This is a genomic window from Sphingomonas jatrophae (assembly GCF_900113315.1).
GTDB lineage: Bacteria > Pseudomonadota > Alphaproteobacteria > Sphingomonadales > Sphingomonadaceae > Sphingomonas_P > Sphingomonas_P jatrophae.
Map to the genome: position 1 here is coordinate 732,922 of NZ_FOZG01000002.1, position 14,355 is coordinate 747,276.

15 protein-coding genes and 2 tRNA genes are annotated in these 14,355 nt (G+C 69.8%); 4 read left to right on the top strand and 13 right to left on the bottom strand.

Features of this window, described 5'->3' with window-relative positions:
* Positions 1-143: 143 nt before the first annotated feature.
* The 3 genes from BM360_RS12730 to BM360_RS12740 all read right to left on the bottom strand — a co-directional run bounded on the left by BM360_RS12730 (position 144) and on the right by BM360_RS12740 (position 798).
* Positions 144-217, bottom strand: a tRNA-Gly gene (locus BM360_RS12730).
* Positions 218-283: 66 nt separating this feature from the next.
* The gene (locus tag BM360_RS12735) at positions 284-688 is read right to left on the bottom strand and encodes an HIRAN domain-containing protein (RefSeq protein WP_242653473.1); all 405 of its coding nucleotides are present in this window, start codon (positions 686-688) and stop codon (positions 284-286) included.
* A gap of 23 nt (positions 689-711) precedes the next feature.
* Positions 712-798: transfer RNA gene (locus tag BM360_RS12740), tRNA-Tyr, on the bottom strand.
* 108 nt (positions 799-906) lie between these two features.
* Here BM360_RS12740 and rlmB point away from each other — a divergent pair.
* Entirely contained in the window at positions 907-1,650 is a 744-nt protein-coding gene (gene rlmB, locus BM360_RS12745; RefSeq protein ID WP_093315151.1) for a 23S rRNA (guanosine(2251)-2'-O)-methyltransferase RlmB, read from the top strand.
* A 40-nt stretch (positions 1,651-1,690) separates the two neighbouring features.
* Here the strand turns inward: rlmB and BM360_RS12750 are convergent, their stop codons facing one another.
* Positions 1,691-2,008: a 2Fe-2S iron-sulfur cluster-binding protein gene (locus tag BM360_RS12750; protein WP_093315153.1), complete on the bottom strand. Its 318-nt coding sequence runs from the start codon at positions 2,006-2,008 to the stop codon at positions 1,691-1,693.
* A 70-nt stretch (positions 2,009-2,078) separates the two neighbouring features.
* Here BM360_RS12750 and BM360_RS12755 point away from each other — a divergent pair, with 70 nt between their 5' ends.
* Positions 2,079-2,705 (top strand): DNA-3-methyladenine glycosylase family protein, encoded by a 627-nt coding sequence (locus BM360_RS12755; RefSeq protein WP_093315155.1) that lies wholly within the window; start codon positions 2,079-2,081, stop codon positions 2,703-2,705.
* Between the two features lie 77 nt (positions 2,706-2,782).
* Positions 2,783-4,327: a GGDEF domain-containing protein gene (locus BM360_RS12760; RefSeq protein ID WP_093315157.1), complete on the top strand. Its 1,545-nt coding sequence runs from the start codon at positions 2,783-2,785 to the stop codon at positions 4,325-4,327.
* A 13-nt stretch (positions 4,328-4,340) separates the two neighbouring features.
* Here BM360_RS12760 and zapE read toward each other — a convergent pair whose 3' ends face one another.
* From zapE to sdhC, 8 genes are all read right to left on the bottom strand, one after another.
* The gene (zapE, locus tag BM360_RS12765) at positions 4,341-5,453 is read right to left on the bottom strand and encodes a cell division protein ZapE (protein ID WP_093315159.1); all 1,113 of its coding nucleotides are present in this window, start codon (positions 5,451-5,453) and stop codon (positions 4,341-4,343) included.
* Entirely contained in the window at positions 5,450-5,890 is a 441-nt protein-coding gene (locus BM360_RS12770; RefSeq protein ID WP_093315161.1) for a PaaI family thioesterase, read from the bottom strand. Before BM360_RS12770 ends, zapE begins: the two co-directional genes overlap by 4 nt.
* Positions 5,887-6,672, bottom strand: a complete 786-nt coding sequence (locus BM360_RS12775; RefSeq protein WP_093315163.1) for a succinate dehydrogenase iron-sulfur subunit — start codon at positions 6,670-6,672, stop codon at positions 5,887-5,889. Before BM360_RS12775 ends, BM360_RS12770 begins: the two co-directional genes overlap by 4 nt.
* Before the next feature lie 116 nt (positions 6,673-6,788).
* The gene (creD, locus tag BM360_RS12780; RefSeq protein ID WP_093315165.1) at positions 6,789-8,132 is read right to left on the bottom strand and encodes a cell envelope integrity protein CreD; all 1,344 of its coding nucleotides are present in this window, start codon (positions 8,130-8,132) and stop codon (positions 6,789-6,791) included.
* A gap of 60 nt (positions 8,133-8,192) precedes the next feature.
* Positions 8,193-9,503, bottom strand: coding sequence for a M24 family metallopeptidase (locus BM360_RS12785; RefSeq protein WP_093315167.1), 1,311 nt, complete (start codon positions 9,501-9,503; stop codon positions 8,193-8,195).
* Positions 9,503-11,290, bottom strand: coding sequence for a succinate dehydrogenase flavoprotein subunit (gene sdhA / locus BM360_RS12790; RefSeq protein WP_093315169.1), 1,788 nt, complete (start codon positions 11,288-11,290; stop codon positions 9,503-9,505). The genes BM360_RS12785 and sdhA overlap by 1 nt, the downstream gene beginning before the upstream one ends.
* 1 nt (position 11,291) lies before the next feature.
* A complete protein-coding gene (gene sdhD, locus BM360_RS12795) occupies positions 11,292-11,675 on the bottom strand; it encodes a succinate dehydrogenase, hydrophobic membrane anchor protein (RefSeq protein ID WP_093315171.1) in 384 nt (127 codons plus the stop codon).
* A 10-nt stretch (positions 11,676-11,685) separates the two neighbouring features.
* Positions 11,686-12,129 carry a succinate dehydrogenase, cytochrome b556 subunit gene (gene sdhC / locus BM360_RS12800; protein WP_093315173.1) on the bottom strand — a complete coding sequence of 148 codons (444 nt, stop codon included), beginning with the start codon at positions 12,127-12,129 and terminating at the stop codon, positions 11,686-11,688.
* Between the two features lie 158 nt (positions 12,130-12,287).
* Here sdhC and BM360_RS12805 point away from each other — a divergent pair, with 158 nt between their 5' ends.
* Positions 12,288-13,643 carry a methyl-accepting chemotaxis protein gene (locus tag BM360_RS12805; RefSeq protein ID WP_093315175.1) on the top strand — a complete coding sequence of 452 codons (1,356 nt, stop codon included), beginning with the start codon at positions 12,288-12,290 and terminating at the stop codon, positions 13,641-13,643.
* An 18-nt stretch (positions 13,644-13,661) separates the two neighbouring features.
* Here the strand turns inward: BM360_RS12805 and BM360_RS19610 are convergent, their stop codons facing one another.
* Complete coding sequence (locus BM360_RS19610) at positions 13,662-14,282, bottom strand: calcium-binding protein (RefSeq protein WP_207544591.1); 621 nt, start codon at positions 14,280-14,282, stop codon at positions 13,662-13,664.
* Between the last annotated feature and the right edge of the window lie 73 nt (positions 14,283-14,355).

A 14,355-nucleotide genomic window follows, 5' to 3' on the forward strand; every position in this document is an offset into this window, starting at 1 on the left:
ATTTTGCACTTGCGAACACGATCTCGCAGGCGCACAAGGATCGGGCCTTTCAGGCATCCTCTCCTAGACTTCAGGGTCGGCCGCCTCTGCGGACCGGCCCGTTTTTTCGCCCGAGGCTGATATTGGCCGAAGCTGGGAGCGGCTGGAGCGGGTAGCGGGGATCGAACCCGCATCACAAGCTTGGAAGGCTAGTGCTCTACCATTGAGCTATACCCGCCCGCGCGTGGCGCTCCCTAGCGGCATCGGCTGGACGGGACAAGCGGCAGGGGTGCCGCGCCTCGACTCACGCGCCCCACTCGCCCGGATCGGGATCGGGCTGGAAATCGTGCGGGTCCACGGCCGGCCTCGCTGCCCGTTCCGCCGGCGGCAAGGTCGGCGCACCGCCGCCGAACCGCACCCGGATCGCCGCCGCCCCGTCCAGCGCCTGCTGGAACACCGCGACGCACGTCTCCCCCGCCGCCAGCTTGCCGCCGATCCAGCCGCACCGCTCGGCGCTCAGATAGCCGATCTGGATGCCGCGGCTGCTGTAGACGGCCACCGCCTGCGGATCGTGCCGGTTGCGCGGCTCCCGCCGCAGCTCCACCGGCTCGCCCGGCTGCGACATGGCGACCTCGAACGCGCGATTGCCCGGCCCCGCATTGTCATAGGGCACGCCGACGACGATCAGGCTGAGTTCGAGCGCGGTCATGGAGTGGATCGCTTCGCGCGGGGTGGTGGGCAGGGCTGGATTCGAACCAGCGTACGGGAGACCCGGGCAGATTTACAGTCTGCTGCCTTTAACCACTCGGCCACCTACCCAGGCGCCCGCGCGAAGCGAGGCGCGTCCATGGCGAACGAGGGCTTGGCTGTCAACGCCGCCTCGCCCTATTGGCGGCACATGATCCACTTCCACGCACGCCGCCGCTGATGGCCCGCGGTCATCGTCCCTCGCAGCCGGCCTCCGGCAGGCCCCGTTTCTGGGGCCGTCACGCGGTCAGTGCGGCGCTCGCCAACCCCGAGCGGGTCGTGCGCCGCGTCTGGGCGACGCAGGAGGCGCTCGCCGCCGTCAGCATCGATCCGGCGATCACGGTCACCCGCGCGGAGGTTGCCGATCTCGGCCGGCTGGTGCCCGGCGACGCGCCGCACCAGGGCATCGTCATCGAGGTGGAGCCGCTGCCCGATCGCTTCCTCGACGAGCTGCTGGGCGAGGATGCGGACGCCCGCCGCCCGCTGCTCGTGCTCGATCAGGTGACCGATCCGCACAATGTCGGCGCGATCCTGCGCTCGGCCGCGGCGTTCAACGCGCTCGGCATCGTCACGCAGGATCGTCACGCCCCGCCCGAATCGGGGGCGCTGGCACGCGCCGCCTCGGGCGCGCTCGAGGTGGTGCCGTGGGTGCGCGTGGTGAACCTCGCCCGCGCGCTGGACGAGATTGCCGATGCCGGCTTCTGGCGGATCGGCCTCACCGGCCATGCCTCGCGGACGCTGGGCGAGGCGCTCGGCCAGGCGAAGGTCGCGCTGGTGCTGGGCGCCGAGGGCGAGGGCATGCGCCAGAATACCGAGGCGCATTGCGACGAGCTGGCGCGCCTGCCGATCAGCGCCAATGCCGAAAGCCTGAACGTGTCCAACGCCGCCGCGGTCGCGCTCTACGCGACGGCGGTGCGCGGCTGACGCGGCGTCATGGCCCGGCGCTCGGCCGGGCCGTGGCGGCTCAATCCTCTTCGGCGATCCGCACGCGCAGGCCGTCGAGCGCGTCGGACATCATCACCTGGCACGACAGGCGCGAGGTCGCGTCGCGGTGGTCGGAGCTGTCCAGCAGGTCGCTCTCGTCCTCGCTCATCGCCGGCAGCTTGTCGACGAAAGCCGGATCAATGTGGACGTGGCAGGTCGCGCAGGAGCAGCAGCCGCCGCACAGCGCCAGCAGTTCGTCGATGCCGCCGTCGCGAATCACTTCCATGACCGACAGGCCGGCATCCGCTTCGAGCGTGCGCTCCTCGCCCTCGCGCGTGGTGACGATCAGCTGCGGCATGTAGAAGGCTCCTCCGAAGACGTTGCTGCGGCTATGTCGGGCAGCCAAGCGCAAATCAAGGCATGCACTCATGGGTCTCCCCGCCGAACTCCTCCGGGCGCATCTCGATCTGCTTGCCGAACGCGATCCGGCGATCGGCCGCACGCTGGCGCGCGTCGGTTATCCGGAACCCCGCATCCGCGCGCGCGGGCACCAGACGCTGCTGCGCACGATCGTCGGCCAGCAGGTCAGCGTCGCCTCGGCCAATGCGATCTGGGGCCGGCTGGAGGCGCTGTTCGGCGCGGACATGCCGCTCGACGCCATCGCCGCCACGGACGATGCCACGCTGCGCACCGCGGGCCTCTCCCGCCAGAAGGCGGCCTATGCCCGCAGCCTCGCCGACGAGGTGCTGTCCGGCCGGCTCGATCTGGCGGCGCTGCCCGAGGAGGATGAGGCGGCGATCGCCCGGCTGGTGGCGGTGAACGGCATCGGCCGCTGGTCGGCGGAGATCTACCTGCTGTTCGCCGAGGGGCGGCCCGACATCTGGCCGGCGGGCGATCTCGCCGTGCAGGTGGAGGTCGGCCGGATGCTCGGCCTCGACGCGCGCCCAGCCGAGCGCGCCACGCGCACGCTGGCGGAGAATTGGCGGCCCTATCGCGGCGCGGCGGCGATCTTCGCCTGGCACAGCTACATGGCCGGCACCGCCTCCGCGATCTGATGCGCCGGCATTGGAGAAAGGACCGGAATGGGGCACGCTTAACGCGTTTCTAACCGCCCTGTCCGTAGCGTCAGGGGGTGACGCCGCTCCCGCCATCCGAACACGCGCTGCCGCCGGGCGCGGGCGATCCCCTGCGCACCTTTGGCGGCATGTTCCGCGATGCGGCGCTGGAAACGGCCTTCGAGCAGGACCGCGCGCCCGAAAGCGTCCGGCATGCGCGCGGGCTGCTCGGCGCAGCGGTGCTGATCAACCTGCTGTTCCTCATCAGCGATTGGCGCTTCCACGGCACGCCGCATTTCTGGCTGGCGCTGTCCGCCCGCCTGGTCGTGGTCGCATGGGCAGCCACCGCCTTGCTGCTCGTCACGCGCCTGCGCAGCGCCGCCGTCCTGCACCGCGTGCTGGTCGCCTGGATGATCGGCAATGCGCTGCCCGTCGGCCTGCTCGTCACGTCGGGCAGCGAGATCGCGCTGGTGATCGCCTTCCTGCTGCCCGCCATCTACTATCTCTGCGTGCCCGTCCGCTTCGGCTGGACGCTCGGCTGCGGCGTGTTCGCCTCGGCGGCGATGCTGGCGGGGCTCGCATCGAGCGACCTGCCCCGCGGCAACGGCATCGGCATCCTGCTCGCCATGATGATGGCCAATGTCGCGCTCGCGCTCACCGTCACGCGCGCCAACCGGATGAGCCGCACCGCCTGGCTCGCCGCGCGCACCGAATCCGGCCTGCGTGCCGCGCTCGATCGCAGCCGCGCGCAGCTTCAGCGGCTGTTCGATGCCTGCCCCGTGCCGCTGATCCTCACCGATCGCGCCAGCGGCAGCCTCATCCGGATGAGCGACAGCTGCGCCGCGCTGATCGGCTCCGCCCCGTCGAGCGCGCTGGCCGGACCCGGCCCGGCCGATCCCGCGGCCGAGCGGCTCGCCCGTACGCTGGGGGCGGATGCCGGTGCGACCGATTACGAGGTGCAGCTCGCCACGGCCGATCGCGGCGACCGCACCCTGCTGGTCCACGCCGCGGCACTGGAGGTGGACGGGCGCGACGTTGTGCTCGCGGGCCTGGTCGACATCACGCGCCGCAAGGCGGAGCAGACCAGCCTCGAACGCCTCGCCTCGACCGACGCGCTGACCGGCCTGCGCAACCGGCTGAGCTTCTTCGCCGCCGCCCGCGCCGAAATGCTGCGCGCCACGCGCACCCGCCAGCCGCTCGCCTTGCTGATGGTCGATCTCGATCACTTCAAGGCGATCAACGACAGCCGCGGCCACAGTGCCGGCGATGCCGCGCTGCGCGCGTTCGGCGCGCTGTGCACGCGCACGCTGGATCCCGGCGCGGTGATCGGGCGGCTGGGCGGCGAGGAGTTCGGCGTGCTCCTGCGGAGCGAGTCGTCGGATGCGGCGGCCGGCGCCGAGTCGCTCCGCGCCGCCACCGCCGCGCTCCGCATCGGACTGGCGCAGGGCCCGCCGCTCGCGCTCACCGTCAGCATCGGCATCGCCGCCGTATCGCCCAACGACCGCGACATCGACGCCGCCCTCGCCCGCGCCGATCTCGCCCTCTACGCCGCCAAGCATGGCGGCCGGAACCGTGTCGTCGCCGAGCAGGCCGACGCGGCACGCATGGCGCGGACGGGCTGAGCCGCCCCCGGTCTCACTCCACCCCGTGGCCGCGCGCCAGATAATCGGCGCTCTGCATCTCGGTCAGCCGGCTCACCGTCCGCTCGAACTCGAACGCGCCGTCCCCTTCCGGATACAGCTTCTCCGGGCTCGCATCGGCAGCGGCGAGCAGCTTCACCCCATGTTCGTAGAGCGCGTCGATCAGCACCTTGAAGCGCGCCGCCTCGTTGCGCTTCTCCGGCCCCAGCACGGGGATGCCGACGATGATCACCGTGTGGTAATGCCGCGCGATGGCGAGGTAGTCGGGCGCGCCGCGCGCCTCGCCGCACAGCCGCTTGAACGAGAAGACGGCAACGCCCTTCACCGCTTTCGGCACATGCATGTGGCGGTTGTCGGAGATGCGCAGCTCCTCCGCCGGCACGTGCGCGGCATCCTCCACCGGGAAGTCGGTCAGGCGATAGAAAGCCCGGCTCAGCGCCTGCGTCGCCTGCGGGCCGTTCGGCACATACCAGGTGGGAAAGCCGCCCAGCCGTGCCATGCGGTAATCGGTCGCGCCGTTGAGCGGGATCACCTCCAGCCGTTCCTCGATCAGCGCGATGAAGGGCAGGAACAGCTGACGGTTCAGCCCGTCCTTGTAGAGATCGGACGGCGGCCGGTTGGAGGTGGTGACGACGACGACACCCTTGTCGACGATCAGCCCGGTGAACAGGCGCGACAGGATGGCGGCATCCGCCATGTTGTTCACCACCATCTCGTCGAAGGCGAGCAGGCGCGCCTCCGCGGCGATGGCGTCGACGACGGGCGGGATCGGGTCGCCCGCCTCCTTCTTGCGCTCCTCCGCCAGCCGCGCATGCACCTCCAGCATGAATTCGTGGAAGTGGACGCGGCGCTTGGGCGTGACCGGCGCATTGGCGAAGAACAGGTCCATCAGCATGGACTTGCCGCGCCCCACCCCGCCCCACAGGTACAGGCCCTTGGGCGGCTCGGGCGTGCGCCGCAGCATCCGCCACAGCACCGATCCCTTGTTCGGCATCGCCGCCAGCGCATCCGCCAGCCCGGCCAGCCGCCGCACCGTCTTCGCCTGATCGGGATCGGGCCTCAGCTGCCCCTCGGCGACGAGCTGGTCGTAGCGGTCGATCAGGCTCATGTCCGCGGGCTGCCCTTGCGCACGGTGGCGGTGAAGCTGGCGCAGGGCGTGTCGACGCCCTCCTGCGTCACCAGCCCGCGCATGAACAGCAGGCGGCCCGTCTCGCGCAGGATCTCCGTCGCGCACTCGATCGGTGCGTGCACCGACATGGCGCTCATGAACTGCACCGAACAGTCGACCGTGGTGGCGTGAGTGACATGCGGCACGCCGCAGACGTCCGCCGTCGCGAACAGCGCCACGTCGACCAGCGTCATCACCGCACCGCCGTGAAAGCCGCCATGCAAATTGGCGTGGACCGAGCCCGGCACGATCCGCACGCGGGCGCCACGCGGCGGCTCCGGCCGCACCTGCAACGGGCCCAGCACCGAGTTGAAGCTGTCCGGCTGCTGCAGCGCCCAGATCGTCCAGCCGGGCGAGGTCGCCGCCGCCCCGCTCACAGCTGGCGCTCGACCTCCATCTTCTTGATCTCGGCGATCGCGCGCGCGGGGGAAAGGCCCTTGGGGCAGACGTTGGCGCAGTTCATGATCGTGTGGCAGCGATACAGGCGGAACGGATCCTCCAGCTCGTCCAGCCGCTCACCCGTCATCTCGTCGCGGCTGTCCGCCAGCCAGCGATAGGCCTGGAGCAGGATTGCCGGACCCAGGAACTTGTCGCTGTTCCACCAGTAGCTCGGGCAGCTGGTCGAGCAGCAGGCGCACAGGATGCACTCGTAGAGGCCGTCCAGCTTGGAGCGGTCCTCGGGCGACTGGAGCCGCTCCTTGCCCGACGGCGCGGGCGTCACGGTCTGCAGCCACGGCTTGATCGAGGCATATTGCGCGTAGAAGTGCGTGAAATCGGGGACGAGATCCTTGATCACGTCCATGTGCGGCAGCGGCGTGATCCGCACCTCACCCTTGATGTCCTCGATCGCGGTCGTGCAGGCGAGGCCGTTGCGGCCGTCGATGTTCATCGAGCAGCTGCCGCAAATGCCCTCGCGGCAGGAGCGGCGGAAGGTGAGCGACGGATCCTGCTCCGACTTCATCTTGATCAGCGCGTCGAGCACCATCGGCCCGCAGCTGTCCAGATCCACCTCGAACGTGTCGTAGCGCGGATTCTCGCCGCTGTCGGGATCGTAACGATAGACCTTGAACGCCTTGACGTTCCTGGCGTCCGCCGCCGCCTTGTGGCGCTCGCCATTCTTGCGGATGACGCTGTTCTTCGGAAGGGCGAATTCGGCCATGTTCGTTCCTGTCGCTCAAGCGCGCGGCGCTGCTGCACCTGCGATATACGCAGGGCAGCGCGCGAGCCAAGCGCAAAGGGGCGGTTTCGCCTGCTTTTGTCCCGCTTGATCGCCGCTCAGGCGGCCGGCTCGCCCCCGCGGACGCCGACCGCGCGCCAGTCCAGGTTGCGCGTGACGTACATGACGCCCGCCAGCGCCGCGAACAGCAGCAGCGCGCCGATCAGCAGCGAATAGGCCTCCAGGCTCAGGAGCGCGAACAGCACCGCATAAAGGCCCGCCAGCATCGCCGCGACGAGCGCACCCCGCCGCCGGCTGCGCAGGATCGCTGTGGCATAGCTGCCGACCAGCGCGACGATGGCAAGGCTGGCCAGCAGATATGCGGGCGTGAAGCCGATCACCTCCGCCAGCGCCAGCAGCAGCACGAAGAACAGGACGAGCCCTGCGCCGACCAGCAGATAGGCCGGCCCCGGCACGCTCACGCCCGCCAGCAGATCGAACATCAGGAGCGCGACGAAGGTGAAGCCGATGAACAGGAAGCCATATTTGGTGGCGCGCGTCACCTCGTCATACAGGTCCACCGGATCGATCAGGCCGACGGTGATCTTGTCCGTCTCCGACGCGCCCTGCTCGCCGATCGACACGGTCGGCCGGTTGAGCGCGAGATTGCCGATCCGCCAGTCCGCGGAAAAACCCTCCGCGCCGACCTGGCGCCGCTCGGGCAGGAAGCCGCCGAGGAAGCTCGGATGCGGCCAGCTCGACCGCACCCGCCAGCGTGTGTCCTGCGCCACCGGCAGCAGGCTGATCGAATCGTGCCCGCGCACCGAAAAGCCGATGTCGAAGTCGACCGTGCCGCCGGGCGCCGCGCCGAGCCGGCCGGAAAAGCCGCTGCCCGCCGTCTGCGACAGGCCCGAGCCGGGGATGAGCGGCAGGCGCCGCCCGTCCACCACGACGCGCGGCTGCGATCCGGCCAGCCCCTTGGCGCTGCTGATGCCGAGCTTCAGTTCCGTCTCGCCCAGCCGCACCGATGCGGGATCGATGTTGAGCGCCGCCAGATCGGGAAGCACGAAGCGCCCGCGCGCGCGCACCTGCGCATCGTAGATCACCGCCTGGTAGATCGATCGCCGCCTGAGCTGCGGCGCCAGCGCCACCTCCATGTCGAGCATGGCGGGTGCGATGATCAACTGCTCCTCGCGCCGTTCCTGCCGGCGCACCTCGCGGCCATTCTCGGTCGCCTGCGTCTCCACCACGCGCGTGAAGGGAATGGCGAGGAACGGCCCGCCCAGCGTCTGTGGCTCGCCCCACCCTGCCACGATCGATCCGCGCGCCGTCTGCGACTGCGATTCGCGATCGTAGACGAGCAGGTAGACGGAGAAGAGCGGCAGCGTCAGCAGCAGGCCGAGCAGCACCACCATGCCGAACTTCCACGACGGCGTGCGCGGTCGCACCGTCTCCCCGCTCATGCCTGCCAAGTCGCCCTCCCGCCGATCGGCGGCGATCAAAGCGGACGCCGCGGCGTCTGTCTATCGCGGGGTTGCGATCAGGTGGAAACGCGTCTGCCGCCCGTCCAGCCAGCGGAAGGTCCGGCCATCGAACCAGCCATCCTCCTCCAGCCGGAACGGGACGGTCTGTTCGCCCCATTCGGGCACGGCCATGTCGGCCTTCAGCTCGATCGACCAGCCCGTATCGGGGGCGAGCGGATGGTCACCGCGCGGCGACGGGGTCTGGTCGTCCCAGAAGCCGATCGCCGCCCCCGCGGCATGGCCGTGATAGCCGAGCGGGTGCGAATAGATGGTCGGCTTCAGCCCCGCGGCGATCGCGGTCGCACGCGCCTCGACCAGCATTTCATTGCCCGTCCTGCCGGTGCGGAAGGTGGCGGTCAGCGCATCCTGCACGCGGTTGGCGGCGGCAAGGCCCGCCTTCAGCCCGGCCGGCGCGTCCGTCTCGCCCGGGCGCAGCACATAGGCCAGCTGCTGCGTGTCGGTGTTCAGCCGCAGATAGGTGATGCCGAAATCGGTCCACAGCATGTCGCCGGGCCGGATCACCGCATCGCCCTCCAGCGGCTCGGCCACCCCCTTGCGGAAGATCGCGACCGAGGGGTGGAACCACGTGTCGAGCCCGAGCGCCCGCACCCGCTCGCGCTGCCACCAGACGAGGTCGTCGGCGGTGGTGATGCCGGGCCGCACCTGCGCATAGCCGTCGGCGATGATACGGTGCGCGACGGCGACGATGCCGGGATAGCGCGCCAGCTCGCCCGCGCTCCGCGTCTCCAGCCAGCCGACTGCCAGCGGCTCGGCCGGGACGATGCGTGCGCGTAAGCTCGCCGGCAGCCTGGCCGTCAGCGCCTCATACTGGCTGTGCGTCAGCCCGTCGGCAAAGGCGGTGGCGGGCGAGACGTTGAGCGCGATCCGGTTGGGCTTGCGCTCGGCGATCAGCGCGGCGGCGCGGGCATATTGGTCTGGCTCCTTCGCCGGATCCCAGGCCGGCGCGAACAGCCCAGCCAGCCCGTAGCGGCTGACGGTCAGCCGCTCCACCGGCCGGCCGTCGCCGGGATCGTGGAAGATCAGGATGGTGGTTCGCCGCGCATGCATCGACCGCGCGTCGAGCATGGTCGAGACGACCGGATCCTCGCCATATTCGCGGGCGATCAGCACCCACATGTCGATGCCGTGCTGGCGCATCAGCTTCGGCACGATCGTGTCCAGCCGCAGCTTCAGCTCGGCATCGATCAACGCGGCCTGCGCGCGCAGCGGCAGGATCGCCGGCGGCGGCGCGGACGGAGGTGCGGCGGCGGCACACAGCGCCAGCGCCGCGACCGCCGCGGGCACGCGCATCAGTAAACGCGTGCCTTCGGCTTGATATATTCGACGTCGTCGGTCAGCGTGTAATCGTGGACCGGGCGGTAATCGATCCGCACCGCGCCCTTGTCGAACCACGTGATCGTGTGCTTCATCCACTCGGCGTCGTTCCGCTCGGGGAAGTCCTCGTGCATGTGCGCGCCGCGGCTTTCCTTGCGGTTGGCCGCCGAGTGCATCGTCACCACCGCCTGCGGCAGCAGATTGTCCAGCTCCAGCGTCTCGACCAGGTCGGTGTTCCAGATCATCGAGCGATCGGTGATGCCGATATCCTGCAGGCTGCCGAAGATGTTGTCGATCTGGCCCTGCCCCTCGCGCAGCAGCGCCGTGTCGCGGAACACCGCGCAATGCTTCTGCATGGTGCGCTGCATGTTGGAGCGGATCTGCGCGGTCGGCGTGCCGCCCTTGGCGTTGCGATAGCGATCGACGCGGCTCACCGCGAAATCGTCCGCATCCTTGGACACGGCGACATGCGGCGTGCCGGGCTTGACGATGTCGGCGATGCGGAAGCCCGTCGCGCGGCCGAACACGACCAGATCGATCAGGCTGTTGGAGCCGAGCCGGTTGGCGCCGTGGACGGAGACGCACGCCGCCTCGCCCACCGCGAACAGGCCGGGCACCACGCTGTCCGGATTGCCGTCCTTCAGCGTCACGACCTCGCCGTGATAGTTACAGGGGATGCCGCCCATATTGTAATGCACCGTCGGCGTGACGGGCAGCGGCTGGCGGGTGAGATCGACGCCGGCAAAGATCTTGCCCGTCTCGGTGATGCCGGGCAGCCGCTCGGCCAGCACCTTGGGATCGATATGATCGAGGTGCAGGAAGATGTGGTCCTTGTCCTTGCCGACGCCGCGGCCCTCGCGCATCTCCATGGCCATCGAGCGGGCGACGACGTCGCGCGAGGCCAGGTCCTTGGCCGACGGGGCATAGCGCTCCATGAAGCGCTCGCCCTCGGAGTTGGTCAGGTAACCGCCCTCGCCGCGCGCGCCCTCGGTGATGAGCACGCCCGCGCCGTAGATGCCGGTCGGGTGGAACTGGACGAACTCCATGTCCTGCAGCGGCAGGCCCGCGCGCAGCACCATGCCGTTGCCGTCGCCGGTGCAGGTGTGCGCCGAGGTGGCGGAGAAATACATGCGGCCGCCGCCGCCCGTCGCCAGCACGGTTGCGTGGCTGCGGAAGCGGTGGATGGAGCCGTCCTCCATGCAGAGCGCGATCACGCCCTTGCACTCGCCGTTCACCATGATGAGGTCGAGCGCGAAATATTCGACGTAGAAGTCCGCGTCGTAGCGCAGGCTCTGCTGGTAGAGCGAGTGCAGCATGGCATGGCCGGTGCGGTCCGCGGCGGCGCAGGTGCGCTGCACGGGCGGGCCGGCGCCCATGTTCTGCATGTGGCCGCCGAACGGCCGCTGGTAGATCTTGCCTTCCTCCGTGCGGCTGAACGGCACGCCGGCATGTTCCAGCTCGATCACCGCGGCGGGCGCTTCGCGCACCATATATTCGATCGCGTCCTGGTCGCCGAGCCAGTCGGAGCCCTTGACGGTGTCGTACATGTGCCAGGTCCAGTGATCGGGACCCATGTTGCCGAGCGACGCGGCGATGCCGCCCTGCGCGGCCACGGTATGCGAGCGCGTCGGGAAGACCTTGGTGATGCAGGCGGTCTTCAGCCCCTTCTCGGCGATGCCCATCGTCGCGCGCAGGCCCGAGCCGCCGGCTCCGACGACCACCGCGTCATAGACATGGTCGATGATCTTGTAGGCTTCCGCCATTTCAGCGCGCTCCCGCGAAGGCAATCTTGAGGATCGAGAAGATCGCGAGCGCACCCGCGCCGATCGTGAAGAAGTTGATGGCGATCAGGCCGGCCACCTTGCTGGATTCCTTCTGGTAATCCTCCAGCACCACCTGCAGCCCCAGGCGGAAGTGGTAGAAGGTGTTGATCACCAGCAGCACCAGCGGCACCGCCACGAACGGCGACGACAGCCACAGGGTGACGGTGCGATAATCGAGGCTGGGCAGCCGCACGATCGACAGGACGAACCAGACGACCAGCAGCAGGTTGCCCGCCGCCGTCACCCGCTGCATCCACCAGTGATGCGCGCCCGATTTGGCCGACCCCAGCCCCCGGACGCGCCCGATCCCCGTTCCCGTGCCCATATGTCCGGCCTTACCTGGTGAAGATCCACGCCCACAGCAGGAGCGTGGCGATGATGGAGAAGGCGATCGTCGCGAGCGACGTCGTCTTGTTGGTCTTGAGCTCGTAGGCGGCACCCAGATCCATGACGAGGTGGCGGATGCCGTTCGCCATGTGCTGGAAGAAGGCCCAGGTCAGCCCGATCAGGATCAGCGCCGGCAGCGGGTTCAGCATCGCCGTGCCCGGCAGCGGCAGCCCGTCGGGGCCGATCGGCTGGTCACGCGTCATCAGGTCGAGGAAGCGGGCATAGCTGGCCGGCCCGCCGGCCGCGGCCGCCAGCCACCAGGTGAACAGCGTCGCCCCGCCCAGCGCCAGGCCGACGCCGGTGGCACGGTGCAGGATCGACACCAGCATGTGCGGGCCCCACCGCCAGATGGTGAGGTGCGGCGACAAGGGCCGGCTGCGCGGACGTGCCATCTTTATCCTCGGCTCGACAAATCGCGCTCCTCTTAGCGGGCGCGGCGTTTGTTGCAACCGCGAGACCGCGCCGTCATTCGCCGCGCCTCGCCGCAACCTCCCGTTTACCGTCCCGCGCTAATCTGCTGCCTACGTGCAACCAGCGGGCGACTCGATCCATGTCGGCCTATGAGACCTTTCTGGCGGACGATCCCGTCGCGGCGCTCAGCGACCGGGCGATCGCCGCCAGGCTCGCCACCTTCGATCCCGATGGCGGCCTCGATGCCGCGCTCCGGCGGTTGTGGGCGCGCGCGGGCGATGCGATCCGCGACGGCGCGCGCCGCCACTGGACCGGCTGGCAGGAGCACACCGCCGCCGCCCCGCAGGATCGCGCCGCGCTGGTCGATCAGCTCGTCGAGATCAGCCTCGAGGCCTATAACCGCCCGTTCGATCGCGACTGGATGCGCCGCATCGCCGGCCACGGCGCGGCCATCTATCGCCGCCGCCTGCCGACGCCGCAGGCGGTGACCCATGTCTCGTCCCTGTCCAACGCCATTGCCGCCGCGATCGCCACCCGCTTCGCCGACGAGCCCGATTTCGTCGCCGACACGCGCAATCTGCTCGCCACGGTCAACACCATCCAGCTCGAGGTGATGTTCGCCGAGATCAGCAAGCTCCAGCGCGAGGAGAGTGCCCGCGCGCTCGATGCGCAGGGCGCCGCCTATCGCGACCAGATCCATCAGCTGCTGAGCGACGCGCAGGCCGGCTCCGCGGCGCTGCGCGATCAGTCGCTGCAGACCTCCGCCTCCGCACGCGGCATGCTCGGCAAGGCGTCCGAAGTCGCCGCCGCGGCCGAACAGTCGGCGCTGGCGATGCGCGAGGCCGCGCAGACCGCCGCCGGCCTGATCCGCGCGATCGAGGAGGCGCGCACGCAGGTCGACGCCTCCGCCGCCGTCGCCCACCGCGCCGCCGAGCAGTCCGCCCAGGCGCTGGAGACGTCGGAGGCGCTGTCGGGCCATGCCCAGGCGATCGAATCGATCCTCGGCCTGATCCGCGACATTGCCGGGCAGACCAACCTGCTCGCCCTCAACGCCACGATCGAGGCGGCGCGCGCGGGCGATGCCGGGCGCGGCTTCGCGGTCGTCGCGCAGGAGGTGAAGAGCCTCGCCCGCCAGACCGCGCGCGCAACGGACGACATCGCCGCCAAGATCGCCGCCATCCAGGCCGCCTCCAAGCTGACGCTCGCCGCCAACGGCCAGATCCGTCACATCGTCGGCGAGGTGAAGACCTCCGCCGGCCGCATCCGCGAGGCGATGGAGGCGCAGGCCCAGACCGTCACCATGATCACCGCAGCGGTGGACGAAACCGCGCTCGCCGCCGATTCGATGTCGGGCACCATCGCCGCCATCCGCCTCGATACCGAACATGTCGCCTCGGAGATCGACCGGCTGGCGACGGGCTTCCGCAACGTCGATGCGCGACTGGGCGAGATGGACGCGACGACGGGCGAGTTCGTGGCGAAGATCGCCGCCTGAACCCGCCCGTGCGGGCCCCTAGAGGAACAGGTCCGAGGCGTAGACCCGCGTGATGTCCTGCAGTTCGAAACCCAGCTCGACGCTGCCGTCGCCGTTGGCATCGATGTTCAGGTAAGCGCTGCCCGCGCTGTAGACGACGTTGACCGAGCCGATCCCGTCCTCGGGGAAATCCCGCTCGCCGATCCAGCGGAGCGGCTGGTCGCCGGCGCGGTTCCAGTTGCCGTCGATCCCGCGCAGGTCGATCCTGTCGCCCTCGCCGCGGTCGAAATCGTAGATGCTGTCGATCGAGAAGCCGCTCTGAATGTCGTCCGCGCGGATGTTCTCGTAGACGAAGGTGTCGGCGCCATAGCCGCCGATCAGGGTGTCGCCGCCGCGCCCGCCGATCAGGCGATCATTGCCGCCGCCGCCGAACATCAGGTCGGTGCCGTCGCCGCCCCACAGCACGTCGTCGCCGAGATCGCCTTGGATCGTGTCGTTGCCGGCATTGCCGTAAAGCCGGTCGTTCCCCGCGCCGCCGAACAGGCGGTCGTTGCCGCCGCCGCCGCTCAGCGTGTCGGCGCCGCGATAGCCGTAAATCTCGTCGGCACCGGCCGTGCCGTTCAGGTCGTTATTCTGCTCGTTCCCGCGAATGACTGCCATGACAGGCTCCTTTGGGACGTGGTTCCCCTGCAACATCCAGTCTGGGCCGTTCGTTCCTGCGGCGAAAGCCGGG

Bases quoted from the DNA above. Each gene is read 5' to 3' on its own strand.
- BM360_RS12735 (WP_242653473.1), bottom strand. From the start codon at position 688: ATGACCGCGCTCGAACTCAGCCTGATCGTCGTCGGCGTGCCCTATGAC.
- rlmB (WP_093315151.1), top strand. From the start codon at position 907: ATGGCCCGCGGTCATCGTCCCTCGCAGCCGGCCTCCGGCAGGCCCCGT.
- BM360_RS12750 (WP_093315153.1), bottom strand. From the start codon at position 2,008: ATGCCGCAGCTGATCGTCACCACGCGCGAGGGCGAGGAGCGCACGCTC.
- BM360_RS12755 (WP_093315155.1), top strand. From the start codon at position 2,079: ATGGGTCTCCCCGCCGAACTCCTCCGGGCGCATCTCGATCTGCTTGCC.
- zapE (WP_093315159.1), bottom strand. From the start codon at position 5,453: ATGAGCCTGATCGACCGCTACGACCAGCTCGTCGCCGAGGGGCAGCTG.
- BM360_RS12775 (WP_093315163.1), bottom strand. From the start codon at position 6,672: ATGGCCGAATTCGCCCTTCCGAAGAACAGCGTCATCCGCAAGAATGGC.
- creD (WP_093315165.1), bottom strand. From the start codon at position 8,132: ATGAGCGGGGAGACGGTGCGACCGCGCACGCCGTCGTGGAAGTTCGGC.
- BM360_RS12785 (WP_093315167.1), bottom strand. From the start codon at position 9,503: ATGCGCGTGCCCGCGGCGGTCGCGGCGCTGGCGCTGTGTGCCGCCGCC.
- sdhA (WP_093315169.1), bottom strand. From the start codon at position 11,290: ATGGCGGAAGCCTACAAGATCATCGACCATGTCTATGACGCGGTGGTC.
- sdhD (WP_093315171.1), bottom strand. From the start codon at position 11,675: ATGGGCACGGGAACGGGGATCGGGCGCGTCCGGGGGCTGGGGTCGGCC.
- sdhC (WP_093315173.1), bottom strand. From the start codon at position 12,129: ATGGCACGTCCGCGCAGCCGGCCCTTGTCGCCGCACCTCACCATCTGG.
- BM360_RS12805 (WP_093315175.1), top strand. From the start codon at position 12,288: ATGTCGGCCTATGAGACCTTTCTGGCGGACGATCCCGTCGCGGCGCTC.
- BM360_RS19610 (WP_207544591.1), bottom strand. From the start codon at position 14,282: ATGGCAGTCATTCGCGGGAACGAGCAGAATAACGACCTGAACGGCACG.